This window comes from Desulfovibrio sp. 86, assembly GCF_902702915.1.
Taxonomy (GTDB): domain Bacteria; phylum Desulfobacterota; class Desulfovibrionia; order Desulfovibrionales; family Desulfovibrionaceae; genus Desulfovibrio.
The window spans coordinates 1,167,893-1,192,189 of record NZ_LR738849.1; the positions used below are offsets into that span (position 1 = coordinate 1,167,893).

Annotated in this window: 20 protein-coding genes and 1 riboswitch; of the genes, 15 read left to right on the plus strand and 5 right to left on the minus strand. The window is 59.8% G+C overall.

Annotated features, from left to right (window positions below):
* Positions 1-165: 165 nt before the first annotated feature.
* A riboswitch (Fluoride riboswitch) is annotated at positions 166-224 on the plus strand.
* A gap of 76 nt (positions 225-300) precedes the next feature.
* Genes crcB through DESU86_RS05050 form a run of 3 tightly spaced genes read left to right on the plus strand, consistent with a single transcriptional unit; the run spans position 301 to position 2,219 of the window.
* Positions 301-690 carry a fluoride efflux transporter CrcB gene (crcB, locus tag DESU86_RS05040; protein ID WP_179980043.1) on the plus strand — a complete coding sequence of 130 codons (390 nt, stop codon included), beginning with the start codon at positions 301-303 and terminating at the stop codon, positions 688-690.
* A gap of 10 nt (positions 691-700) precedes the next feature.
* Positions 701-1,018 (plus strand): DUF190 domain-containing protein, encoded by a 318-nt coding sequence (locus DESU86_RS05045; protein ID WP_179980044.1) that lies wholly within the window; start codon positions 701-703, stop codon positions 1,016-1,018.
* A gap of 25 nt (positions 1,019-1,043) precedes the next feature.
* Complete coding sequence (locus tag DESU86_RS05050) at positions 1,044-2,219, plus strand: MFS transporter (RefSeq protein ID WP_179980045.1); 1,176 nt, start codon at positions 1,044-1,046, stop codon at positions 2,217-2,219.
* A 155-nt stretch (positions 2,220-2,374) separates the two neighbouring features.
* On the opposite strand, the gene DESU86_RS05055 is transcribed toward DESU86_RS05050, so the two are convergent.
* The 4 genes from DESU86_RS05055 to DESU86_RS05070 form a co-directional block, all read right to left on the minus strand.
* Positions 2,375-3,358 carry an AEC family transporter gene (locus DESU86_RS05055; RefSeq protein WP_179980046.1) on the minus strand — a complete coding sequence of 328 codons (984 nt, stop codon included), beginning with the start codon at positions 3,356-3,358 and terminating at the stop codon, positions 2,375-2,377.
* A 312-nt stretch (positions 3,359-3,670) separates the two neighbouring features.
* A complete protein-coding gene (locus DESU86_RS05060) occupies positions 3,671-4,012 on the minus strand; it encodes a hypothetical protein (protein WP_179980047.1) in 342 nt (113 codons plus the stop codon).
* 123 nt (positions 4,013-4,135) lie between these two features.
* Positions 4,136-4,732 (minus strand): OmpH family outer membrane protein, encoded by a 597-nt coding sequence (locus tag DESU86_RS05065; RefSeq protein ID WP_179980048.1) that lies wholly within the window; start codon positions 4,730-4,732, stop codon positions 4,136-4,138.
* A gap of 181 nt (positions 4,733-4,913) precedes the next feature.
* Positions 4,914-5,987 (minus strand): transglycosylase SLT domain-containing protein, encoded by a 1,074-nt coding sequence (locus tag DESU86_RS05070; protein WP_179980049.1) that lies wholly within the window; start codon positions 5,985-5,987, stop codon positions 4,914-4,916.
* A 363-nt stretch (positions 5,988-6,350) separates the two neighbouring features.
* On the opposite strand from DESU86_RS05070, the gene DESU86_RS05075 reads away from it, so the two are divergent.
* From DESU86_RS05075 to DESU86_RS05105, 7 genes are all read left to right on the plus strand, one after another.
* Positions 6,351-7,643 (plus strand): hypothetical protein, encoded by a 1,293-nt coding sequence (locus DESU86_RS05075; RefSeq protein ID WP_232088271.1) that lies wholly within the window; start codon positions 6,351-6,353, stop codon positions 7,641-7,643.
* Position 7,644: 1 nt separating this feature from the next.
* Positions 7,645-9,831, plus strand: coding sequence for a SulP family inorganic anion transporter (locus DESU86_RS05080; RefSeq protein ID WP_179980050.1), 2,187 nt, complete (start codon positions 7,645-7,647; stop codon positions 9,829-9,831).
* A gap of 289 nt (positions 9,832-10,120) precedes the next feature.
* Positions 10,121-11,116, plus strand: coding sequence for a tRNA dihydrouridine synthase (locus DESU86_RS05085; protein WP_179980051.1), 996 nt, complete (start codon positions 10,121-10,123; stop codon positions 11,114-11,116).
* A 151-nt stretch (positions 11,117-11,267) separates the two neighbouring features.
* Positions 11,268-12,134 (plus strand): 4-hydroxy-3-methylbut-2-enyl diphosphate reductase, encoded by an 867-nt coding sequence (gene ispH / locus DESU86_RS05090; protein WP_179980052.1) that lies wholly within the window; start codon positions 11,268-11,270, stop codon positions 12,132-12,134.
* 85 nt (positions 12,135-12,219) lie between these two features.
* Complete coding sequence (locus DESU86_RS05095; RefSeq protein WP_179980053.1) at positions 12,220-13,248, plus strand: chemotaxis protein; 1,029 nt, start codon at positions 12,220-12,222, stop codon at positions 13,246-13,248.
* A 563-nt stretch (positions 13,249-13,811) separates the two neighbouring features.
* Positions 13,812-15,788, plus strand: coding sequence for a selenocysteine-specific translation elongation factor (selB, locus tag DESU86_RS05100; protein ID WP_179980054.1), 1,977 nt, complete (start codon positions 13,812-13,814; stop codon positions 15,786-15,788).
* Between the two features lie 168 nt (positions 15,789-15,956).
* Positions 15,957-17,666: an FAD-dependent oxidoreductase gene (locus tag DESU86_RS05105; protein WP_179980055.1), complete on the plus strand. Its 1,710-nt coding sequence runs from the start codon at positions 15,957-15,959 to the stop codon at positions 17,664-17,666.
* A 422-nt stretch (positions 17,667-18,088) separates the two neighbouring features.
* On the opposite strand, the gene DESU86_RS05110 is transcribed toward DESU86_RS05105, so the two are convergent.
* On the minus strand, positions 18,089-18,526 hold the full coding sequence (locus DESU86_RS05110) for an MbtF (protein ID WP_179980056.1): 438 nt from the start codon (positions 18,524-18,526) through the stop codon (positions 18,089-18,091).
* 88 nt (positions 18,527-18,614) lie between these two features.
* On the opposite strand from DESU86_RS05110, the gene DESU86_RS05115 reads away from it, so the two are divergent.
* From DESU86_RS05115 to aroQ, 5 genes are all read left to right on the plus strand, one after another.
* Entirely contained in the window at positions 18,615-19,811 is a 1,197-nt protein-coding gene (locus DESU86_RS05115) for a pyridoxal phosphate-dependent aminotransferase (RefSeq protein ID WP_179980057.1), read from the plus strand.
* A gap of 53 nt (positions 19,812-19,864) precedes the next feature.
* Complete coding sequence (locus DESU86_RS05120; RefSeq protein WP_179980058.1) at positions 19,865-20,272, plus strand: rhodanese-like domain-containing protein; 408 nt, start codon at positions 19,865-19,867, stop codon at positions 20,270-20,272.
* Between the two features lie 87 nt (positions 20,273-20,359).
* The gene (locus DESU86_RS05125; protein WP_179980059.1) at positions 20,360-21,856 is read left to right on the plus strand and encodes a flagellar hook protein FlgE; all 1,497 of its coding nucleotides are present in this window, start codon (positions 20,360-20,362) and stop codon (positions 21,854-21,856) included.
* Positions 21,857-22,381: 525 nt separating this feature from the next.
* Positions 22,382-23,449 carry a shikimate dehydrogenase family protein gene (locus tag DESU86_RS05130; RefSeq protein ID WP_232088272.1) on the plus strand — a complete coding sequence of 356 codons (1,068 nt, stop codon included), beginning with the start codon at positions 22,382-22,384 and terminating at the stop codon, positions 23,447-23,449.
* 321 nt (positions 23,450-23,770) lie between these two features.
* Positions 23,771-24,217 (plus strand): type II 3-dehydroquinate dehydratase, encoded by a 447-nt coding sequence (gene aroQ, locus DESU86_RS05135; protein ID WP_179980060.1) that lies wholly within the window; start codon positions 23,771-23,773, stop codon positions 24,215-24,217.
* The last annotated feature ends 80 nt before the right edge of the window (positions 24,218-24,297 follow it).

Genomic DNA, 24,297 nt, shown 5'->3' on the forward strand with positions numbered 1-24,297 from the left:
GTTGCGGGGGAGGGACCCTTTTGTAAAAGGGTCTCCTCCCCCACGCCCCCTCCCCCTAAAACCTTTAATGTTAGAGCAATTTCACTTTGAAATAGCTCTGACGGCTGCGAGCGAAAGCGTATGCGCCCCGGCGGGAATTGACATTTTGCGCCAAGGGAATAAGCTTTAAGGAACGGGGATGGAGTTCCCCTTGAACCGCGTTTGCTGATAACTCCTGCCACTGCTTCGGCGTTGTCAGGTATTTTTTTGAGATAACCACGCCCAAGGGTGTGGTTATTTTTTTTGAAGGAGCGCCCGTATATGCTGAAATCCGTCATTGCCATCAGTCTGGGAGCGTCAGCAGGTTCAGTGCTGCGCTGGGGGTTGGGGCTCATGCTCAATGCGCTGTTTCCGCCAATCCCCATGGGCACGCTTGCGGCCAACCTTATCGGCGGCTACTGCATCGGCCTGGCCGTCAGCTTTTTCGATTTTTTTCCGGCCCTGTCCCCGGAATGGCGACTCCTGTGCATCACCGGGTTTCTGGGCGGGCTGACGACCTTTTCCACCTTCTCCGCTGAAGTGACCGCTCTTTTGCAGCAGCAGCGCCTTGTCATGGCGGTGGGCGCAATCGGGCTGCACGTATTCGGTTCCCTGCTCATGACGCTTCTGGGCATCGCCACCTTTGCCCTGCTCAAAAATCCACATATTTAGGAGGCCGCCCATGCACGGCTATCAATTGACGTTCTTCACGCAGCAGAACCGCCTTCACGGCGCGCTCACCATTGCCGAATGGCTGACGGCGGAAGCCAAAAAGCTTGGCATCAGCGGCGTGACCGTGACCGCTGCGCAAAGTGGCTACGGCCGAGACGGTAAATTGCACTCCGCCCATTTTTTCGAACTTGCCGCACAGCCTGTGGAAGTCACCATGGCGGTCGCCGCCGAAAAATCAGACCTTCTGTTTGCGAAAATTGCCGCAGAGCGCCTCAAGATTTTTTATGTGAAAACGCCCATTGAATTCGGCGTCACTGGCGAAGAGTAGCGCCGTTCACGCTGAAGGACTGGAAATGATACACGGAATTTTGAACCTGCCGCGCAACATCTGGCTCATTGGCCTGATAAGCCTGTGCAATGACAGCGCGAGCGAGATGTTATACCCGGTCATTCCGCTCTACCTGTCTTCAGTGCTGATGGCCGGACCTCGCGCGCTTGGCATCATCGAAGGGATAGCGGAGGCCACGGCAAGCCTGCTGAAGCTGTTTTCAGGGGTCATCATGGACCGCACCCGTACAGCAAAGCCGTGGATTATCCTGGGCTACAGCCTTGCCGGATTCGGCCGCCCCCTGATCGCCCTTGCCGGAAGCTGGGGCTGGCTTCTGCTCATCCGTTTTGCCGACAGGGTGGGCAAAGGCCTGCGAACTTCCCCGCGTGACGCCTTGCTGGCCTCCTGCGCAGCGCCCAATCAGCGCGGGCTGGCCTTTGGCCTGCACAGAGCCATGGATAACGCGGGAGCGGTTATCGGCCCGCTGTTGGCCTTCGCTCTGTTGTCGCGGGAGGTTCCTCTTGCGCATATCTTCTTGTGGGCCATAGTTCCCGCGCTCATCTGCCTTGCTCTTTCTCTGAAAATACGGGAATCCGCCCCTGCGGCGTCCGCTCCAAAGCGCGTTGCCTTTGACTGGCGCCTGGGCGACATGCCGTTGGTCTTCAAAAGATACCTCGTTGTTGTCGCCCTTTTTACGCTCGGCAATTCTTCAAACATGTTTCTGCTGCTTCGCGCCAAAGAAGTCGGAATGCCGTCAGAATATGTGCCGCTGCTTTGGGCGGCCGTGTCCGCGGTTGCCATGATTTTTTCCATCCCCCTGTCGGCACTGTCGGACAGGGTCGGACGCATCACGGTATTGGTCTGCGGCTATACGGCATATGCAATATTTTACTTTGGAATCAGCGCCACAGAAAAAAATACAGGGGCGCTCTTTCTCCTTTTCGGCCTCTACGGCCTGTTTATGGGAGCCACTGAAGGGGTCGAAAAAGCCCTGGTGGTTGATCTGGTGGCAGAAGACCGCCGGGGGACGGCTTTTGGCTGGTTCAACCTGACGACCGGTCTGTTCCTTCTTCCCGCCTCGGTATTATTTGGCTTTTTATACCAGGGTATATCACCAACGTGCGCATTTCTGTTTTCAGGCTGCTGCGCCATTGCCGCGGCCCTGCTGCTTATATTTTTCGTGGCAAACAGGCGTCCATAACCGCTTCAATACCTTTTTGCGCGAAACTTACGGTACTGACGGTTTTATCCGACTACACATAAATGACTGCCTGATCGGCCAGTTCAATAGGACGCTGCGAGCGTGCGCAGGACGCGGCATATCCTGTGCGCCCACGCACCCTCAAAGGGCGCTGTCTAAAGCATGCCCATGGCGTGGAACAGCCACACAAAGCCCGTGAGGGTCAGAATGCTCACGCCGTTGGTCACCACGGCGGTGAGAGCAGCCTCTTCAGGCACGGCGCTGTAAACTTCAGCAATGACGCTGACCAGCAGGGCCGTCGCCGTGGCGCTGATGAGCACGGGAATGACCAGCCACAGCCCCGTGATGCCCATGACGTGCAGGATGCCCCAGCACAGCAGGGGATGCAGCACCAGCTTGCAGAAGATGAACCACACCTGCCGTAGCGCCATTCCGCCATGTGAGCGGCGGGTAGCAAGAGCAAGCTTTTGCCGCAGGTCAAGCCCCAGAGCCAGCAGCATGCAGGGTGCGGCCGTATAGCCCACAAGGCTTATGGCGCGATCCAGAGGTTCCCACAGGCCCAATCGTGACATGGAGAGCACCGCGCCCGCCAGAGTGGCCAGCAGCAGGGGGTTGCCCAGAATGAAGATGCGCACCAGACTGCCCGCAAAGCTCAGCGGATTGCCGCCTTTCCAGGCCAGAGAACCGGCCAGGATGTCAAGCCGGGCCTGCGCCAGAATAATGACGACATTGGGCGTGAGGATGGCGAGGCCCGCCACCAGCATGGCTTCGGTGTTGCCGGGCCAGAGGTTGGACACAATGGGCAGGCCCACAAAGGCCGCGTTGCAGGCCGAGCAGGAAAACCCGCTGATGACGGCGGGGCCGATGCCCCGACGGCTGAACAGCTTATCTCCCATATACCCAAGAACATAGACGACCATCTGCGATCCGATGAGGCCCAGCCAGAAGCCGCCCCTGGACAGGTCTTCTGGCCTTGCCCCGGCCAGCAGGTGCAGGATGAGCAGCGGCAGGGCCACCTTGAGCACGTAGACGCCAAGCACTGGCCCTGCGTTTTCGGGTAGAACATCGCGCGCTCTCAGCAGCGCGCCAAAGGCAATGACGCAGAATACGGGGATAACAGCAAAAAGTGCATGAAACATATCAACTCTCAACCATGCAATACGGTAATTTTTTTGGGCAGGTCCATGCTGAATCTGCCCTGGCGTCTCATCTGGCAGACGCCAGCCACAAGGCGGCGGGCACAAACATGGTTGTGCCGCTCCACGTCGAAACAAGGCATTCAGCCCTCAGGGCCGATGAACTTTGGGCATATCCATTCTCTAGGGTTACGCTACGCTGTCACCGTTTGTGTACGCAAGAAGACGGCACTGCCGCCCGCATACGCAACGCGGCTGTCATGCTCCCACAGGTCAATTCCGTCAAGGGCGCGGGCAGACCCTGCTGGCGATGGATCAACCTGCGTTCACGCTTTTACTGCGGGCGACTGCGCGAGCCGTCGCCAGAGCAATTTCAAAATAAAAATGCTCCAGGCTGTCCTCCAGGTCGGCCATACCCAATGTTTCCATCGGTATGCCGCCGCAAGCAGGGCCAGCATGCTCTTCATGCCGTGCCCTGTCCAGCCCGGCACATAACAACAAGAAAACACTGATTAAAGTGCCTCCAGGAAACGCGCAGTTCTTTCGTTTGGCAAGGCGCGATCTTTTTTTGAAGCAGGAGTGGACTCTTCCGTCCTCGACTGTTTCAAAAAAAGTGAAGCACGTCCGCCAAACGGAAGAAATCAGCGTTTCCGTCACAATGTCCGGCTGGTTCCGGCATGCCGCTGCCGTGGCAGAAGCAAAACCCCCGATCCTGACGACCGGGGGTTTGCAATGTTGCTGTCCGGCATACACCGGCAGCGCAAAAACGTGGTTCGCGTCTTACTTTTTGTCAGTCTTGCCAGCGGGCTTGTCGGCAGGGGCGGCGGGTTTTTCCGCAGCCTTGTCGGCGGGCTTGGACGCTTCGGGGGCAGGGGCGGCAGCGGCGTCGCCTTCGGGGGCCACGGGCTTGAATTCCACCTTCTGCTTGTTCATGGCCGCGATGATGTCCGCAGTCACGTCAGTCTTGGGATCGAAAGAGGCAGCCGCTTCGGAACTGATGATAAGGGCATAGCCCTTTTCAGTGCGGTACGCGTTCACGATACGCTGCATGGTGTCATACAGCACGTTGACCACGTTCTGCTGTTCCACCTGCATACGCTGCTGCGACATCATATAGACTGTCTGCAGTTCTTTCTGGGCGTCGGCGTCACTGGCGTTCTTTTCAAGGCGCCCCTGAATGGCGTTGAGCTGTTCCTGCATGTCGGCCTGAAGAGCCTCAAGGTGTTTCACCCCGGCCTTTCCGGCTTCGCTGTCACGCATGATGCGCGTCATATCCACGACCGCCAGCTTGGACTGGGACGTGCCTTCGCCCTGTTGGCAGGCAATAAGCATCAGACTCAGCAGCAGGGCCAGCGGCATAAAATAACGGATTCGCATGGTAATGGATACTCCTCATCAGAATTGCCGTGTTACGCTGAACAGCCCGCACGGCGGTGTTGCCAAAGGTGTACGTTGTTTTTACAGCCACCTCAACCGTTTTTTCCCAACCAATCCCCGATGGTGCATAAAATCCGGCAGGGCGCTTTCCCGGCGCATGCGCCGCCGGTCCCCCACGGCCCTATTGCAATGCGGCGTAGTGCCCCTTCATCCGCGCCACCTTGGCCACATAGGCGCGAGTTTCGGCAACGGGCAGGCGGCGGGTGAGGTCTTCGTACAGTTCTTCGGCGGTCATGACGTTGATGGCATCCACGGCCTCCTCATTGCTTTTGCCATAGAGCCGCAGAAAACGGTTGGGCCCCATGTTGTACGCCGCTACCGCGCAGTATTCGCGGGCGCGCGGATCATACACTCCGGCAAAATAGCGCGTGAGCAGGATATGAAGATAGGTGGTTCCGTAACGGATGTTGACTTCCGGCACGCTGAGTTCGTCAAAACTGATGTCGCCCGTATGCCCATACAGATACTTGTGCACTTCGCCGCTGGCGGTATCCGGCAGTATCTGCATGAGTCCCATGGCCGACTTGTTGCTCACAAGGGTGGTTGAAAAGGAACTTTCGCTGTGAATGATGGCATATACCAGTTCGGTGCTGAGATTATACCGCCTGGCAAAACTTTCCACCAGCTGCTGGTACCGCACGGCCCTGGCAGGGAGGCTGCCGTAGGTCAGGCTGTCGTCGTCCGCCAGCGCGCCGTCTCTTTCCATCCGGCCCGAACGCGGTCTGCCGTCCGCCCTCGAAACAACGGGGCTATAGCCCTCCAGCAGGGTTTCAGCGGCAAGCCAGCGCAGGGGCAGCCCCCTGGCGTCCAGAGCGTCGCCATACTGCGGCGGCTGCACGGCCAGAAGAAAAGGCATGGAGAATCCGTCCAGCGCAAGCAGGGGGGCAAGCTGCACCAGGGAGTCCTGACCTTTGGCAAAAAGCCCGTCCGGCTCCATCCCTGCGGGCAGGGGCGACCCGGCCGCGGCCACTGCGGGCGAAACCGCGCGGCGCAGCGACCACAGGCGCGAACCGTCGCCGCGCGAAACAATGGGTGCGGGCATGTCCTCAGGCCGCAGGCTGACCACCACGGGGCTCACCCGTCGGCGGACCTCATACCCTTCCTTCTGCGGCACAAAGCCTGCCAAAAGCCCCAGGAGCAGCAACGCGCCGCCAAGGCAAGAGGCTATGATGAGAAGGGTTCTGTGGGGCTTCATGAGTGTTCCTGTGATCTGCGGGTCTTGCCCTTGGGCTTTTGGCATGACGGACACGACAGCTTTGGCGCGCGCCTTGCGCGGCGGCGCGTCTGAACCTTGCCATGTCCGATATTTTTCCGGCGCGTCATCCCGTGCTTCATCCGCTTCATCCGCTTCATCCGGCGCGTCATCCGCGTTGTCCGGCGAGCGTCATTACCAAACGCGACGCACAAACTACGTTGCGGGCCGCATTTTACCGGATGCAAATTTACTGCCACTCAAAAAAATAGACTGAATTTCAAGCAGGTTAAAAGCCATCCTGAAAATCCCGTCTCAGAATGGTCAAAATAATGAATGCCGTTGACCTGACGAACGTTCAGGAATATGATTATTAGTCTGCGGCAAGTCCTGCCTTTTTTGTCTACAGGACTGCGGGCCATAAAAGCAGACCTGCCTTCCAGCAAAAAACATCCTGGCGGCTGTGGCGTCAAAGGCCGCAGCCTTTTATATTTTTCCAGCGCGGCCATGGCCGCCCTGCGGAAAACGGAGTACGCGGTGACACAGCACACCAAAGAAGATATCCGCGAAGAAATCATCCGACTTCTAAAATACGCCCCGCCAGAAATGCGCGTGGCCGTTCTTGCGCTGTTGCCCGCCACCAAACGGACCCTCAATCAGGGCTACAGGCCCACCATGCGCGGCACGCCGCTGCGCAGCTGGCGCTGTTTGCTGCACCTGCTGTCTTCCGTGGCGTCCATGCAAAGCGATACGGAAATGCTGCTGCGTGTTTCCAGCGACCTGCTCGCCATTGCCGACCGCATGGCCCCTCCCGGCGAAGTGTTGCGCCAGAGCGCCGAAATTCTTGTGCACGCCATGCATGCGGAGCTGTACGTCTGCCGTCTGCGCAACAGCAAGGGCGAATGGGTGGCGCGCTCGGCCAACCACGTGAGCGGAAAATCCATTCCCATCGTGGCCCCCATGCTGGAAGAAAGCCTGCGTGAACACCCGGTCATGAACGCCATTCTGCAACGGCACACGCGCTACGTTGTTTCCAACAACCTCCAGGCTCTTGAAAGGGGCGGCGACTCCTTTGACTGCATCATCTACAAGGAGGGCTACCGCTCGCGCCTGTCCTTTGTGCTGCGCGAACGCAACGACAAGCCCCCTTTTGGCCTTGTCATGCTGTACACCACAAGGGAGTACGGCTTTGAAAATTTTGACGAGCGCTTTCTGGGCAAGTGCGCGCGCCTTGTATCCCTTACCGTGGGCCGCCGCATAGCCGTTGCCCGCGACACCCTGGAAAAAGCGGCCGGAGCCATGGCCCACTATGGCAACAACGCCCTCAACATCATGCGCAATCAGGCGGAATACTGCGGTGAGCTTGTGGAGGATATCGACGCCAACCAGGCCCGCGCCCTGCGCCTTGCGCGGGAACTGATGGCGGAGTTTCCCGAGGATACGCGCGGCCGCATGCTGGCCGCTGAACTGGAGAGCGCCCTGGCCCATGCCGACCTCACCGAACTCGCCGGGCATCTTGGCGGCGTGCTGGAAGGCACGCGGCGCATGACTCGCATCATCAATTCACTGAAAAAATCCGTGGAGCGTCCGCGTCTCATGCATTACGCCCTGGGACATGACGTGCTGCGTCTGGAAGACGATTTGCCAAGGGAGGATTAGCATGCGCCTTACGGGCATCTTTCCTTTTCTCACCACGCTTAAAACATATACACCCCGCGACTTCAGGGCGGACCTCATGGCCGCCATCACCGTCACGCCCATGGCCGTTCCCCAGGCCATGGCCTACGCCATCATCGCGGGAGTGCATCCACAGTACGGCATATACGCCTGCATGCTGCCCGTGATCCTGGCGGCTCTGTGGGGTTCTTCGCGTTTCATGGCCGCCGGGCCCACCAACGCCATCTCCATGGTGATTTTTTCCACCATGGCCACGGTGAGCGTGGGCGGCGTGCACATCCTCAACCTGCCCGAAGAAGTGCGCATGACCTATATTTTCGGTCTCGCGCTCTTTTGCGGCCTCATACAGGTGGGCATGGGCCTGGCGCGGCTGGGCGACCTTGCCAACTTCATTTCCCACTCCGTCATGGTGGCCTTTACCACGGGCGCGGCCCTGCTTATCGGCATGGGGCAGGTCAAGACGGTTCTTGGCATACCCGGCCCCAAGAAAGCGGGCTTTTTTCACCAGATATTCGACGTGCTGCACGGCTTGCCGCAGGCCAACTACTGGTGCGTGGGGCTGGCAGCCCTGACCATAGTGCTGGCCATAAGCTTCAAGCGCGTCTCCCGCCGCTTTCCCGCCTCACTGGCCGCCCTGGCCGTTGTTACGGCCATTGCCTGGTATTTCAAGGTGGACCAGCACGGCGTCCGGCTTGTGGGAATCATCCCCAACGTCATCCCGCCCCTTTCCGTGCCCCCGGCCTTTGATCTCTCCGCCGTGCGCGATCTCTTCATGCCGGCCCTGGCCCTGGCCCTGCTGGGCACGGTGGAATCTCTGGCCATAGGCAAGCAGCTTGCCAGCGTCAGGAACGACTGCTTTGACGGCAGTCAGGAACTCATAGGACAGGGACTCGCCAACATGGCTGCGGGCGTCACATCGGGCATACCGGGCTGCGGATCATTCACGCGCAGCGCGCTCATGGTCACCTCGGGCGGCCGCACCCGCATGGGCACAGTCTTTTCTGGCGTGCTGGCCCTGCCCATGCTCTTTGTGCTGGCCCCCTTTTTCGCATGGCTGCCCCTGCCCGCCCTGGGCGGCATCCTGCTCATCATCGCTGCGGGCATGATCGACATCGAGGCCATACGCCTGTGCCTCGTGGCCACGCGCATCGACCGCATCGTGCTGTCAATGACCTTTGCGTCCACCCTTATTTTTGACCTTGAAAAGGCCATCTTCATCGGCGTGCTGCTGTCGCTGGTGCTCTTTATCTACAAGACCGCCCACCCGCGCGTGCGGCGGCTGCGCGCCAACGACCCGCTGCTGCGCGACGCCCCCGCCGGACGGCCCGACGGCATTGCCGTCTATGTTATTGAGGGCACGCTTTTTTTCGGCGCTATCCACGAACTGGAACGCCAGTTGTATGAAGAGGACGAAGAGCCCGCCCGCCTTGTTGTTCTGCACCTGACCCGCGTTTTCTGGCTGGACGCTTCCGGGGCCTACGCCCTGTCCCAATTTGTCGAACGCTGCTATGCCCGCAGCATCCCGGTCATTCTTGTGGTGGGCAGCCGTTCCGTTAAGCGCATACTTGAGCGCACGGGCATACTTGACCACCTCAGCAATGGTTTTGTCGCCGAAACCACCAATGACGGGCTGCGCCAGGCTGCCGCCCTGCTGAGCCGGGTCGCCTGCCGTGACGACGAGTGCGTCTACCCCGTGCCCGGGCTCGCGGCTCCGGCGGCTTCGGCGGCTTCAACGGGCGCGGGCGCGCCTGGGCAGTTGGGAACCGTATCAGACCCTGCTGAAGATGCCGCTGCTGGCTCTGAGGCCACGCCGCCCCTTCTTGAAGCCACGGAAGCCGGGGCCGCCGCCAGCACGGCCCCCACCCAGCTTGACCAGATGCCCCTGGACATCCATGATGCCGATGCGGCCCACGCGGCGCAGCCCCCGAACAGTGTGGAGAAAGGGGCATCCCCTGACAACGCCCGGATCGGGGCGCACGGCTCCGGCGCTGCTGTTTCGGACAGCGCTGCGGCCCCTGCCGACGAAGCGCAGGCCGGGACCATGCCCGACCATGTTGCCGAGGCCAGCATAACCATTGTCGGCCCACGCCAGCCTGCGGCCTTTTCCGGCCCCGACGAACTGCGAGGGACGCCTGCGCCCCAGGCGGATCAACCGACGCCGCGAAAATAGAGTACTTTAAGGAAGCCCTGAGTAAAGAGCCTCCTGAAACCGCGCAGACGTAAGCGCAGTCTATCTGCGCGGTTAAACGCCGTTGTGAGCGTGCCTTAAACTTTGAGAAAGTACATTCTCAAAGGTAATCTGCTCTAGAGCAGATAACGAATGAAATGAGTTAACTGTTCTGCAAGGATTTTCTTGAAAATCCTTGCCACGAAATGCGAGAAGGCAGGCTTTTGCCTGCCGTAATCGAGCATTTCAAGTGTTAAATGCTCTAGCAGAAGAACACGAGCAAAGGATTCCCGTGAGCAAGGCATTTTCTCTGCCCCCCTGTCCCTGCAACCCCCCAACCCTGCCCATGGGCCGTGAGCATCCCTGGCTGGCCCCCCTGGCCGGATACAGCGACCTGCCCTTCCGGCTGCTCTGCCGCGAATACGGAGCCGCCGTCTGCGTGACGGAAATGGTCAGCGCCAAGGGGCTGGTCTATGAAAGCCCCGGCACCAACGAACTCTTGATGAGCCTGCCCGAAGACCAGCCGCTGGTGGTACAGCTTTTCGGGGCTGAAGCCGCCTTTCTGGGCAGGGCCGTCACCCTGTTGCGCGAGGCCGGATACGGCTGGTTTGACCTCAACATGGGCTGCTCGGTTTCAAAGGTGCTGCGTCAGGGCGCGGGCGCTGCCATGCTCGGCGACACGGACAATATTCTTGAGGTGGCCCGCGCCATGCTGGCCGCCGCCGGGCCGGGAAGGGTGGGCTTCAAACTGCGCCTGGGCCTGGACGATGCGCGCCCCGTTTTGCCTGATCTGGCCCTGAGGCTGGAAGACGCCGGAGCTGGCTGGCTTGTGCTGCATCCGCGCACGGCCCGTCAGGGTTTTGGCGGCACGGCCCAGTGGCAGGCTCTGGCCGATCTCGCCCCGCGCCTTTCCATCCCCCTCATGGCCAGCGGCGACCTGTTTACCGCCGCCGACGGCATGGCCTGTCTCGCGCAGACAGGCGTTACGGGGCTCATGTACGCGCGCGGGGCCATGCACAATCCGGCCATCTTTGCCGAGCACGCGGCCCTGTGCGCGGGCGGCCAGCCCCAGGCCCAGGACGCGGCCGGGCTCAAGGCCATGATCTTGCGGCACATGGAGCTTGCCCGGCTGCACTGCCCCGGCAATGCGGCCGTGTGGAAAATGCGCAGCGTAGTGCCGCGCTATGTACGCGCCCTCCCCGGCGCGCGGGCGCTGCGCCAGGAGCTTTGCCGCTGCTCGAACTGGGAAGAACTTGAAGAAGCGCTGGACAGATGCCTGACTGTTTGAGACGCTACCTTTACAGCATCGTCGATGATGACGGTCAGGGCCGTTGGCCGTTAGAGCATTTCCGCATTGAGAATGAATATTTTCAGTGTAAAAAGGTTCTAGGGAAGCACTGCTTAAAGAACCTTCTGGAAACGGCACTGCAGGAGAATACATGAAAGTTTGCCGCGCCAAAACAGCGGGTTTTTGCATGGGGGTCAGCCTGGCCCTGCAAAAGCTCAATTCCGCGCTGGAAGGATCATCAGGACGCTCCAAAAGCGCCGAACCGCCCCGCATATGCACCCTAGGCCCCATTATCCACAATCCGCAGGTACTGGCGGAGTATGAAAGCCGGGGCGTGGCCTGCGTCAATGAAGCCTCGCAGTTGCGGCCGGGGGACGTTGCCGTCATCCGCGCCCACGGCATCACCCGCCAGGTGGAGCGGCAGGTCTTTGAAAGCGGGGCCACTGTGGTGGACGCCACCTGTCCCAAGGTCAAAAAGGCGCAGCTTTCCATCGCCCGCGCCACTTCGAACGGGGCGACCCTGCTGCTTTTCGGCGAAGAGGACCACCCTGAGGTACGCGGCCTCATTTCCTATGCCAGCGGCCCTGCCCACGTCTTCGGCAACGCGGACGAACTGGCGGCCCTGCACCTTGACCCGGCCGGCACCTACGTGCTTGCCTCGCAAACCACGCAGGATCGTGAAATTTTCACTGGCATACGTGAGTCGCTTTCTTCCTCGCTCAATAATCTTGCTGTATTGTCCACTATTTGCGACGCAACCCGTGAACGGCAGCAAGAAGCCAGGAACATTGCTTCCAAGGTGGATGTCATGGTAATCGTTGGGGGACGGCAAAGCGGCAATACGCGACGTCTGGCAGATGTAGCCGCCCTCAGCGGCATTGCCACCTACCATGTGGAAAGCGCGGAAGAGCTTGAAACGGCCAATTTTACAAATAAATCACAGGCAGGTCTTACGGCGGGGGCATCCACGCCGAAAAGTCTTATAGACGCGGCCGAGGCATGGCTTTCGTCGCTCTAGAGCAGATTTGCTTTGAAATGCTACACATTTCAAAGTGAAATTGCTCTAATGACCCGCACATAAGGCACGACCCTGGAGAGGCAGTATGTCCCAGTCCAATATCTTACTTGAAGCCGGAACCAACGAACTGGAAGTAGTCGAATTCTATCTGGATGAATTCGTGCCTCCGTCCGACGCCGCGCCGCAGAACGATGAAAACGGCCAGCCCGTCGCCGAGCCCTCCTATCGAGGCTACTACGGCGTCAACGTGGCCAAGGTGCTTGAAATCATCCGCATGCCCAAGGTCACCGCGCTGCCCGAAGTGCAGCACCCCAGCGTGCGTGGCGCGTTCAACCTGCGCTCGCGCATCATTCCGCTGGTGGATCTGGCCATGTGGCTCGGCAAGGCCCATCCAGACAATGAAGAACAGCCCAAGACCATTGTGACGGAATTCAACAACGTCACCACGGCCTTTATGGTGTCCGGCGTCAACCGCATCCACCGCATCAGCTGGGAGCAGGTTGAACCGCCGAACAAATACGTGGCCGCTGTCTCCAACAACACGGTCATCGGCGTGGTCAAGCTTGAAGACCGCATCATCTTTCTGCTGGACCTCGAAAAGGTCGTGGCCAACCTCAATCCCAAACTGGGCCTGCGCCTGGACGACCTTGGCAAAGACTGGAGCAACTCCGGCTACCGCGCCCTCGTCGCCGATGACTCCGCCCTGGTGCGCGAAATGCTGCGCGACCTGATGGAAAAGGCGGGCTTTACCGTTGAGGTCGTTTCCAACGGCCGCGCCGCCTGGGAACGGCTTGAGGACTTCAAGCGCCGCTGCGAAGAAGGCGGGCAGCCCATTACGGATTTTGTGCACGTGGTTGTGTCGGACATCGAAATGCCCGTCATGGACGGCCTCAACCTTACCCACCGCATCAAGACCGACCCCATGCTCAACAAGCTGCCCGTGGTGCTGTTCTCTTCCCTCATTACGGACAAGCTGCGCCACAAGGGAGACAGCGTGGGGGCTGACGACCAGATATCCAAGCCCGAGGTCACCCAGCTGGCCCGCCGCGCCCTGGCCCTGATCAAGGCGCGGGAAGAAGATGCCGCCAACGCTGCGGCAGTTCAGAAGCAATAGATCCGATTACCTTTGAAGCGCACAACATTTCAAAGGTAAATGCGCAAACGACCCTTCCGGGCCGCCACCCTGACGCGCCAGCGCCATCGATCGGCCCTCGCCAAAATCCCCCTCCCGGAAGGGATGTCCACAACACCACAGCGGGGCGCTTACGCCCCGCTTTTTTTCGTCTGCTGCCCGGCGGGTGTTTCAGACTTGTCCGTGACTGAATTGTTTACAGTTCCACCAACGGCACAACCGCAACGTGGTCGCGGCCCCACGCGCGACGGAATTGCCCGAGAGCAGTTTACAAAAGAAATGCGTTAACCGCTCCAGCTAGAGCAGTTTACGAATGAAATGAGTTAAATGCTCTGCAAGGATTTTTCTGAAAATCCTTGCCACGAAATGCGAGTAGGCGGGCTTTTGCCTGCCGTACGCGAGCATTTCAAGTGTTAAATGCTCTAGCAGGGACGTCGCAGCCTTTGCCGCACCGGGCTTTTTTGTGCAGGAATCCACCTTTCCAAACATTTGCAAATGCCTGTTGCCACATGCTATCCTTACACAACAACTTCAGGGGGTGCCATATGGCAGTAGTGCTGGGCACAGCGGGTCACATCGACCACGGCAAAACATCATTGGTTCGCGCTCTTACCGGCATAGACTGCGACAGACTGGAAGAGGAAAAGCGCAGGGGAATCACCATTGAGCTTGGCTTCGCCTGGGTGGACATGCCCGACGGCGAAAGGCTGGGTATCGTGGACGTTCCCGGCCACGAGCGCTTTGTAAAAAATATGGTGGCTGGCGCGGCAGGGGTGGATTTTGTCATGCTGGTCATCGCGGCGGACGAGGGCGTCATGCCACAGACGCGCGAACACCTTGAAATCTGCTCTCTGCTCGGCATCCGCAGCGGCTTTGTGGCCCTGACCAAGGCCGACATGGTGGAAGCCGACTGGCTGGACATGGTCACCGAGGACGTGCGCGGCTTTCTTGCGGGCACCTTTCTTGAAAACGCGCCCATCTTTCCCGTATCGTCGGCCACGGGCCAGGGCGTGGACGACCTGCGCGCCCACGTTTTCCAGATGGCCAAGGAGTTGCCCGCCCGCCGCCGCTGCGACATTTTCCGTCAGCCCGTTGACCGCGTGTTCAGCATGAAGGGGCACGGTACGGTCATCACGGGCACGGTCATTTCCGGCGCGGTCAAGGTGGGCGACGAACTGCGCTTCATGCCGCCCGACACTCCCACCAGGGCGCGCGGCCTGCAGCGTCACAACAAGAGCGTGGACGAGGTGCAGGCAGGTCAGCGTTGCGCCACCAACGTGCAGGGTCTTGAGGTGGGCGACATCGAGCGGGGCCAGGTTCTGGCCCATCCCGGCGAGCTTTTCCCCAGCAGGCGCTGGCTCATGCGCCTCACCTGCCTTTCTTCCGCCCCGCGCGCCCTGCGCCAACGAGTGGAAATACACTTTCACCACGGCACGCTGGAATGCCCGGCGCGCGTGGTCTTCTGGGACAGGGACAAACTGGCCCCCGGCGAGACCGCCCTGGCGGAAGTGCGCTTCAAGGACGAAATGGTGGGCGTTTTCGGCGATCACTGCGTCGTGCGCGCCTATTCGCCCCTGCGCACTGTGGCCGGCGGCCTGCTTTTAAGCCCCCTGCCCCCTGACCTGCGCCGCAAAGATCCGCAATTGCAGGTAAAGCTGGCCCTGCTGCAAAAACTGCCCACCCTGGATCAGGAAATTGAAACGGCCCCCGCTGGCAAGGCCGGAGCCAAGGTCAGGGACGAAGCCAGAGCCGGACTTATTGACGCGGTGCTGACCCTGCGCGGAGCCGAAGGCGCGGACGAATCCCGCCTGCGCGTGCTCACAGGCTTTCCCCGTGCGGCGCTGGAAGCGGGCCTGCAACTGCTTTCCGCCCGTGGTTCGGCCCTGTGCTGGGACAAGGAGGGTCGCCTGTGGATCGGCAGGCAGCCCTTTGAAGCTCTGCTGCAAGCCTGCCTGGCCCGTGGCGAAGAACTGCACCAGAAAGACCCGCTCAAACCTGGCTTCACCCGTGGCGCTCTTTGCGCGGGCTGGAGCAAGGCCCTGCCCCCGCGCCTTGTCCAGCGCGTGCTGGACACAGCCCTCAAGCAGGAACAGCTCGTTCTTGAAGGCGAAGGGCTGCGCCTGGCAGGGCACAAGGTCAGCCTTGCGGCGGATCAGGTCGGGCTGCGGCAAAAACTGCTGGACGCCCACGTTGCCGCGCAACTGACCCCGCCCAACCTCAAGGACGTGCTTGAAGAACTGGGCGTCAGCGCCAAGGAGGCCGCGCCCGTCATGCGCCTGCTCTGCGAGGAGGGAGCCCTTGTAAAAATCAAGGACGGCCTCTACTACCACGGCCCCGTGCTCAGCGATATTCTGGAGCGCGTGCGCCGCTGGTTTGAAAGCAACGATAACCTTGATGTGGGCAGCCTCAAGGAAATATTGGGGCTTTCCCGCAAATATCTGATTTCTCTTCTTGAGTATATGGATAACGAACGCATCACCGTGCGCGTGGGCGACCAGCGGCGTTATCGCGGGCGCGGATAGAGGCCCTGCCCAAAGATGACGGCGACAACAAACCGTCGCGCCTTTGCCCGGCCTGCTGAAAGATGGTAAAAATATCGGCTCTCAGCTACTGTTCTTGTTGCGAACCATGCTCATTATACGGTAGTAATGCTCATTTGCTCATAATACATTCAAGTAAGGAGCGCAGAAATGGCTGAAAAAATTCTGGTTGTGGGCGGCGTCGCCCTTGGCCCCAAGGCTGCGGCCCGGTGCAAACGCCTCATGCCTGATGCTGAAGTGACTCTGGTGGATGAAAACGTCTTTATTTCTTACGGCGGCTGCGGCATCCCCTACTACGTGTCAGGCGAAATCCAGAACCTGAACGACCTGCGCTCCACGCCCTACCATACCGTGCGTGACGCGGAATTTTTCCGTGACATGAAGGGCATCACCGTCCGCACGCAAACGCGCGCCACGGCCATTGACCGCGCAGCCAAAACCCTTGCCGTCAAAAACGTGGTCACCGGGCAGGAAGAAAAACTGCCTTATGACAAGCTGGTGCTGGCCACCGGCGCCAGCCCCCGCGTGCCCCCTGTTGAGGGCAAAGACCTCAGGAACGTCCTTTCCCTCACCCGCCTTGAAGCTGCCGGAGCCATCCGCAGCGCCTGCGAAGAAGGCAAGATCACTGAGGCCGTCATCGTGGGCGGCGGTTTTATCGGTCTTGAAGCCGCCGTTGCGCTGGCCGACATGTGGGGCGTCAAGTGCAGCGTGGTGGAAATGGTGGACCAGATCCTGCCCGGCGTCCTTTCGCACTCCGTGGCCCAGATGGCTGCCCACGACTGCGCCGCGCACAAGGTGGACGTGTACACCAGCGAAAAGGTCGTGCGCCTTGAAGGCAAGGACGGCGCGGTGAGCAAGGTTGTCACCGACAAGCGCGAGCTCAACGCCCAACTGGTCATCTTTGCCGCCGGCTTTATCCCCAACGGACAGATCGCCAAGGACGCAGGGCTGGAAGTGGCCCCCTTTGGCGCCATTGTCGTCGATCAGCACATGCGCACCTCTGACCCCGCCATCTATGCTGGCGGCGACTGCGTGGCCATCAAAAACATCATCACCGACAAAATCGGCTACCTGCCCCTGGGCAGCATGGCCAACCGCCAGGGCCGCGTCATCGGCACCAATCTGGCTGGCGGCAATGCCAGCTTCCCCGGCTATGTGGGCTCCTGGGCCGTGAAACTCTTTGACCTTTCTTTCTGCGGCGTGGGCCTTACCGTCGAGCGCGCCCGCAAGGAAGGCTTTGACGCCCTCAGCGTCAGCGTGGAACAGTTCGACCACGCCCACTTCTACCCGGAAAAAGCCATGATGACGCTGGAACTGGTTGTGGATAAAGCCACCAGCCGCGTGCTTGGCATGCAGGGCGCCTGCGCCGACGGCGATTCCCTCAAGGCCCGCGTGGATGCCGTGGCCGCCGCGCTGCAATACTCCAAGCCCACCGTGGAGGACATCTCCAACCTTGAAATCGCCTACGCCCCGCCCTTTGCCTCGGCCATGGACGTGGTCAACGTGGTGGCCAACGTGGCCGACAACGCTCTGGCCGGACGCTTTACTCCTGTCACCGGCGACCAGTTCATAGAACTGTGGAAGAACCGCAAGGAAAACCACGTGTTCTTCATCGACGCCCGGCCTGCCGCCGCTGGCCGCGCCGTGCAGGAAAAACACCCCGACTGGCACGCCATCCCGCTGGAAGAAGTGGCCGCACGCGCCAATGAGGTTCCCAAAGACCGCCCCGTGGCCATTATCTGCAACACCGGTCTGCGCTCCTATGACAGCCTGCTTGTTCTGGCCCGTCACGGCGTCACCGATGTGGTGAACTCCACCGGCGGCATGCAGTCGGTCATAAAGATGGGGCTTTCTGTCTAGCGCCTTCTATTCTTTTTATTTGTGTGGGAGAGACCCTTTTGCAAAAGGGTCCCTCCCACACCCCACCCCTTAGACAGTGTCGTCACGAGCGCCTTTCCAGTTATTTCTGCGTCGGACTTCGCTTTTTATTCCGGTCGAGTACCATCAGAGTACACTCCCTGCATAAAAAGCTCGTTCTTCGTGATATGACTGGAAATTCATCTCGTTACGCCACTGTCTGAAATTTTTAGGTGTAACTTGAAACTTGGATTTTAGGAACTGCGCCTTTCAGGCAGATCGCCATCGCAAGGTTATCCGCTCCAGAAAGGGCACACGCACCGCATATTTTCAATAAAATCAGAAAGAAAAACAAAACCCGGCCTTCGTTTGCACGAAGGCCGGGTTTTTTATATTTTGCGCGAGCACAACTGCCCGCTACGGCGTTATTCCTGCGTAAAACGGTGCAGGCGCACGGCCAGCGGCTGCATGCTGCCCCTGTGCATGGCCGCCACCACAAAGGCGAAATCCCTGGCCTGCCCACTGGGGGGACAGGGGCCGCGATAGTGGCGGGTCAGGCCGCCTTCGGGTATGGTACCGGAACCGTCACTGTCCCACGTGCCGCCGCCGAGAAGAAGTTCCTGGGAATCCCCGGTGTATTCCACCAGGTGTACATCAAAGTAGTCCGTTCCTTTAGGAGCCTGGTCTACTGTTATTTCAGGAGAAATACGTGAACAACGGTGAACGTCGCGCAGATTTACCGTAACGCCCATACCGGGGGGCGCTTCCGCTGTTTCTTTGGCGGCGCAGGCCGGCAGCAGCAGGGCCGCGCACAGCGCGGGCATCAGGACGCGCAGGGCTTTGCCGAAAATATCAAAACGCATCAGAGCCTCCAAATGACATTTGCTTTATGCAGCTTTTGGAAGCATAACCAATAGTCATGTTGAATACAACAACCACTGGGAGTCGTTTATGTCTATTCTTGCCGACAGCGTTACCGGCTATCTTGAACACGCATCCTGGATACGCCGCATGTTCGAAGCCGGGGGACAGCTTAAGGCCCGTTATGGCGCGGACAAGGTTTATGATTTCAGTCTCGGCAACCCCGACCTGCCCGCCCCGTCCGCTGTGGCCGAAGGCCTGACCGCCTTTGCCCAACATGCGCGCGAACCCTTTGCCTTTGGCTACATGCCCAACGGCGGCTACCCCTGGGCGCGCGAAAAGCTGGCAGCGCACCTGAGCCAGGAACAGGGCGCGCATATAACGGCGGAAGACGTCATTCTCGGCTGCGGCGCGGCAGGCATGCTCAACGCCTTTCTGCGCGCCGTTCTCAACCCCGGCGAAGAAATGCTCGCCTTTGCCCCGTACTTTGTGGAGTACGGCTTCTACGTCGCCAACCACGGCGGCGTGTTCAAGGCAGTGCCCAGCGTCAAGGACACCTTCGCTCCAGACCTGGACGCCCTTGAGGCCGCCATCAATGAAAAAACCCGCGTGGTGCTCATCAATTCGCCCCACAACCCCACGGGCGTCGTCTACAAGCGCAAGGAAGTGGCGGCCATAGCAGACCTTCTGCTCAACAAGAGCCAGCAATTCGGCAAGCCCATCTGGCTGGTGTCTGACGAGCCCTACCGCTTTCTGGCCTATGACGGAGTGGAAGTGCCTTCCGTGCTGCCACTCTATCCCTACGCAGTGGCCATCAGTTCCTTTTCCAAGAGCCTCTCCCTGCCGGGCGAACGCCTGGGCTACGCCGCTGTTTCTCCCCATCTGCCCAAGGAAGAAAAAGCCCAGCTCATGGCGGGCCTTACCCTCACCAACCGCATCCTCGGCTTCGTCAACCCGCCTGTGGTCGGCCAGCACATCATGGCCGCCGCCCTGGGCAGTCAGGTGGACCTTACGGTCTACGCCGCCCGCCGCAAGGCCATGGGCGAGGTGCTCAGCCAGGCTGGCTATGAATTTCAGATGCCCGCCGGGGCCTTTTATTTCTTCCCCAAAGCGCCCGGCGGCGACGACGTGGCCTTTGTGAACGCCCTGCTTGAAGAACGCATTCTGGCCGTGCCCGGCACGGGTTTTGGCTGCCCCGGCCATTTCCGCCTGGCCTTCTGCGTGGATGAAAGCGTTATCCGCAACGCGGCCCAAGGCTTTGCCAAGGCCCGCGCCACAGTAAAATAACGTAGGCAAATAGCGCCAGCAAAATACGGGAAAGCAGATATTTGGGAAGTATCATGAAAAACACGCACCACCGCATACCGCGCCATATGTTCCGCCTTTGGGTTCTACTCCTGCTTGTGCTGCTGGCGGTTCCCGCCCTGGCCAGGGACGTCAGCGTGCAGGACGCCGCCGCCCTTCTGCAAAATCCGCCTCAAGGGCTGGTCATCGTGGATGTACGCACTCCGGCGGAGTTTCGTGAGGGCCATCTGCCCGGCGCGGTGAATATGGACTACTTTGGCGGGCCGTTTGAAACGCAGATCCAAAGCCTGCCCAAAACCGCCCCTGTTCTGCTCTACTGCCGCACGGGCAACCGTTCGGCAAGCGCCTATGACGCCATGACCAAGGCGGGCGTTGGGAATATTTTGCATATGCACGAAGGCATCACCAAGTGGCAACAGCTTGGTCTGCCTCAGGAAAAGTAATCTTTCACTGACTGGCACGCTCTCTGCATCTCCAGGGGCGGGGAGGAATCTTTTTCCTCCGCCGCCCCTATTTTTTTGGAGGCCAGCGTGAACTCGTCATTATATATAGGCGCCACCGGCATGAAAGGCCTGGCTGAGGGCATGAATGTTACCACCAATAACATCGCCAACATCAGCACCATAGGCTTCAAGCAGCAGGGCATCCTGTTTTCCGACATTTTCTATGCCCAGCAAGGCGGCATGGGAGACTGGTGGAACGCGCAGGAAAACTCGCGTGTGGCTCTGGGCCAGGTCGGCATGGGCCTTCAGGTGGAGTCCGTGCGCACCATGTTCGGCCAGGGTTCTTTTGACTCCAGCAATACGGTCACGGACATGGCCATCAGCGGCAAGGGCTTTTTTCAGGTCACGGATGGCGTGAAGCTGTACTATACCCGTGCCGGCGACTTTCGCACGGATGATCAGGGTGTTCTGCGCACGCCTTCGGGCATGGCCCTCAACGGGTATAAGTACAATGCCGACGGCTCCAAGGGCGGCCTGCAACAGGTCACCATTGACAAGTTCGCCAAAATGCCCGCCAAAACAACCACAGCCGTGGACATGCGCTACAACCTCGGCCTGAAAACGCCAAACTCCACTGACGCGACCAATCCGTATTTCACCCTTCTCAGCAACTACAATGCCTCCAATTCGCCACCCATTTCCAACACGGCCTATGGGTACGCGCAGGGCATCACCATGTACGGTGCGGACGGAACCCAGCAACAGGCCACCATCTATTTTGACGCCGCCCCCAGCGGTCAGCCGGACAGTGTGGTGAAATACCTCATCGCCTCCGGCGACACCGCCAAGGACGGCACGGCCACGGCTGGCACGGGCGCGCTCATGACCGGCACCCTGACCTTTGACTCCAAGGGGCAGCTGAAGGACATGACGGCCTTTACCCCGGCGGTGGCGGGCAGCACCAATCTGACGGACTGGGTGCCCTCGCAGCTTTCGGCGGACGGCCTGCCCCAGATGACCGTGAACGGGACGCCCACCACGGTGGACCTGGGCATCAAGTCCGCTGGCGGCTGGCAGAACGCGCCCGCCAACGCGGCGGCCGTGGGCGCGAACCAGTCCGCCCTGGGCGGCATGGGCACGGGCGCAACCGTTGCCGTTGACGCCACCACCAACTACACCGGCACTTCGCCGGTCACGCGGCGCAACACCCAGAACGGATACGCCTCAGGCACCTTGAGCAACATCAGCATTTCCAACGACGGCACGGTGGTGGGCAACTACTCCAACAACCAGAGCTCCAACCTGTGGCAGATACCTGTCTGCCGGTTTACCAGCGAGGACGGATTGCGCCGTGAAGGCAACAACCTCTTCAGCGCCTCGCCCGATGCCGGAAAAATGGAAATGGGCGTTGCCGGGTCGGAAAACTATGGGACCATCCGAGCCTACAACACCGAAAATTCCAACGTGGACATGGCCACGGAAATGACCAATATGATCATTACCCAGCGCGGCTTCCAGTCAAACAGCAAGGTGGTCACAACGGCAGACCAGATGCTGCAAAAGGCCGTGGAACTCAAGCGTTAGAGCTTTTTACCTTTGAAAAAGTGTAACTGCTCTAACGCTGTACGAAAGTACAGCGCGCCACAACGTGGCGTGGATTCAACCGCAAATCGCATTTTTCGGCTGAATGAAAACTTTGAAATGTGAAACATTTCAAAGTTAATCTGCTCTAGGCAGAGGAGCCTCTGTGCCGCATGTCTGGCGGGAGAACGCCAGCGTTTTGCCAACAGATTTGTCAAAAAAAACGCATACTCCCTGTGCGCGCGGGCCGGATCAGGCCCGCGCGCACAGGGGAAAACTGGCGCAGGAAACAAAGTTGTATTGATAAACCAGCATGTTAATCACAGAGCACAGCGCTCAGTATTTACTGCCCCTGCAAAGGGGCTTTTTTATTATTTTCACAAATGGTATACTACTGACTCCAAATGCACACAATGCGGCATGTTGTGCAAAAATGTCAAATTTGCTAGAGACTTGCTTTTACTTTCGGGTGTATTGCACGTCCTGTCTTCGGGGTCTGCCTTTTTCCGGCGGGCCTGCCGGAACCACATGGCGTTGCGTGTGGTTGCTGGCCTGAACATCATCCCGGGCTACGCCACGGGTTACATTGCCGTATCCACCCTTTTCAGACGGCGGCCCTGCCCGCCATCAGGTTGTGAGGCGGCACGGCAACAGCATGGAGAAGCCGAAGCCATGAATGCTTCCATACCGTCAGACATCCCTGCTTCAGGCAGGAAAAATCTTCCACCCGAAGCGCAGAGCGCCGCCGAAACAGTTCTTTACGGCGTCACGGGCTGGCCTCTGGCGCAAAGCCTCTCCCCTCTTCTGCACAATACCGGCTTTACAACGCTCGGGCTGCGCGCCCTGTATCTGCGCTGGGAAATTCCGCCCCAGCGTCTGCCCGCTTTTGTGGACAGCGTGCGCACCTTGCGTATTGGCGGCTGCTCCGTCACCATTCCCCACAAGGTCGCCCTGCTGCCCCTGCTGGACGCGGCCAGCCCTCTGGCGCGGCAAGTGGGCGCGGTAAACACTCTCTACTGGCAGGGAGACCGGCTCTGCGGAGAAAATACCGATGTGGCCGGATTCATGGCCCCCCTGGCGCAGGAAAACCTGCACAACGCAAACGTGCTCCTGCTCGGCGCGGGCGGCGCGGCCAGAGCCGCCGCCGCCGGACTCACGAGCCTTGCCGGGGAGCGCAGGCCGGGCACGGTGTTCATCTGTACGCCCTCCGACGCCTCGCACCTGCCCCTGGCCGAAGAATTCGGCCTGACGCCCCTGCCCTGGGCGCAGCGGCACGAGGTTCCAGCCCGGCTTGTGGTCAACACCACGCCCCTTGGCATGCGCGGCAAGGCCGAAAACGAAACACCCTATCTTTTTGAGCTCGCGGATAAAAAAAGTGAAAAAGATGCAGCCACAACAACTGCTCTGGCCTATGACATCGTGTACAACCCGCTGCAAACACTCTTTCTGAGCGACGCCGCCCGCCACGGCAGGCGCTGCATATCTGGCATGGACATGTTTTTCGGCCAGGGCGACGCCCAGTTCCGCCTGTGGACGGGCCAATGCCTGCCCCAGGAGTCGCGGCGCGCCCTGGAAGCGGCCCTGGCCGCAAATTAGTGAAACGCTGATTTATCCCGTTTGGCGGACTTGCTTCACTAGACTTCGGGCGAACATATACGGGCGAACAACTGCAGGCGGACGGTTAAGCGTGAACGGTTTCGGCCGCAAGTTTCGGGCGAACAACTACGCACGGACGATTTTATACGAACGGCTTCAGGAGCAGGCAGTCTGACGGGCAGCCGTGCCAGCCCAAGCCGCAAAGTTTGGATCACGACACCATTCCACAGGCGCGCTTGCGGCCGCCGTGGAGTATATACAGGGCGCAAGCCCGGGCCGCCGGATTCCCCCCGTCGTCGGCCAGACGCAAGCGAGGTTCATATGCGCATACTAGTTTTGCACGGCGTCAACCTGAACATGTTTGGCAGGCGCGATCCCACCCATTACGGCACAGCCACCCTGGCCCAGATAGATTCCGGGCTTGAAACGCTGGCCGCGGAACTCGGCGTTACGGTGGAATGTTTTCAGACCAATCATGAAGGCGAAATGGTGGAGCGCATCCACAAGGTTCTGGACGAAGACATCCAGGCCCTTGTCATCAACGCAGGAGCATGGACCCATTACAGCCATGCCATTGCCGAGGCCCTGGCCATACTGAAAATACCTGTGGTGGAAGTGCACATGTCCAACGTGCACGCCCGTGAAAGCTTCAGGCACGATTCCGTGCTGTCATGCGCCTGCACGGGCAGCATCTGCGGCTTTGGCCCGGCCAGTTATCTTCTTGGCTTGCGCGCTGCACGCAATGCCGTCATACATATGAACAAATAAACTTGAGCTAGTTCCAGTACATTCCTCTACACTGGAACTAGCTTTTTACATTTTTCTGCGTTACTCGTTATGCCATTATT

Bases quoted from the DNA above. Each gene is read 5' to 3' on its own strand.
- DESU86_RS05070 (WP_179980049.1), bottom strand. From the start codon at position 5,987: ATGAAGCCCCACAGAACCCTTCTCATCATAGCCTCTTGCCTTGGCGGC.
- DESU86_RS05050 (WP_179980045.1), top strand. From the start codon at position 1,044: ATGATACACGGAATTTTGAACCTGCCGCGCAACATCTGGCTCATTGGC.
- DESU86_RS05115 (WP_179980057.1), top strand. From the start codon at position 18,615: ATGTCTATTCTTGCCGACAGCGTTACCGGCTATCTTGAACACGCATCC.
- DESU86_RS05075 (WP_232088271.1), top strand. From the start codon at position 6,351: ATGATTATTAGTCTGCGGCAAGTCCTGCCTTTTTTGTCTACAGGACTG.
- DESU86_RS05105 (WP_179980055.1), top strand. From the start codon at position 15,957: ATGGCTGAAAAAATTCTGGTTGTGGGCGGCGTCGCCCTTGGCCCCAAG.
- aroQ (WP_179980060.1), top strand. From the start codon at position 23,771: ATGCGCATACTAGTTTTGCACGGCGTCAACCTGAACATGTTTGGCAGG.
- DESU86_RS05130 (WP_232088272.1), top strand. From the start codon at position 22,382: ATGGCGTTGCGTGTGGTTGCTGGCCTGAACATCATCCCGGGCTACGCC.
- DESU86_RS05045 (WP_179980044.1), top strand. From the start codon at position 701: ATGCACGGCTATCAATTGACGTTCTTCACGCAGCAGAACCGCCTTCAC.
- DESU86_RS05120 (WP_179980058.1), top strand. From the start codon at position 19,865: ATGAAAAACACGCACCACCGCATACCGCGCCATATGTTCCGCCTTTGG.
- DESU86_RS05080 (WP_179980050.1), top strand. From the start codon at position 7,645: ATGCGCCTTACGGGCATCTTTCCTTTTCTCACCACGCTTAAAACATAT.
- selB (WP_179980054.1), top strand. From the start codon at position 13,812: ATGGCAGTAGTGCTGGGCACAGCGGGTCACATCGACCACGGCAAAACA.
- DESU86_RS05065 (WP_179980048.1), bottom strand. From the start codon at position 4,732: ATGCGAATCCGTTATTTTATGCCGCTGGCCCTGCTGCTGAGTCTGATG.
- DESU86_RS05110 (WP_179980056.1), bottom strand. From the start codon at position 18,526: ATGCGTTTTGATATTTTCGGCAAAGCCCTGCGCGTCCTGATGCCCGCG.
- ispH (WP_179980052.1), top strand. From the start codon at position 11,268: ATGAAAGTTTGCCGCGCCAAAACAGCGGGTTTTTGCATGGGGGTCAGC.
- crcB (WP_179980043.1), top strand. From the start codon at position 301: ATGCTGAAATCCGTCATTGCCATCAGTCTGGGAGCGTCAGCAGGTTCA.
- DESU86_RS05055 (WP_179980046.1), bottom strand. From the start codon at position 3,358: ATGTTTCATGCACTTTTTGCTGTTATCCCCGTATTCTGCGTCATTGCC.
- DESU86_RS05095 (WP_179980053.1), top strand. From the start codon at position 12,220: ATGTCCCAGTCCAATATCTTACTTGAAGCCGGAACCAACGAACTGGAA.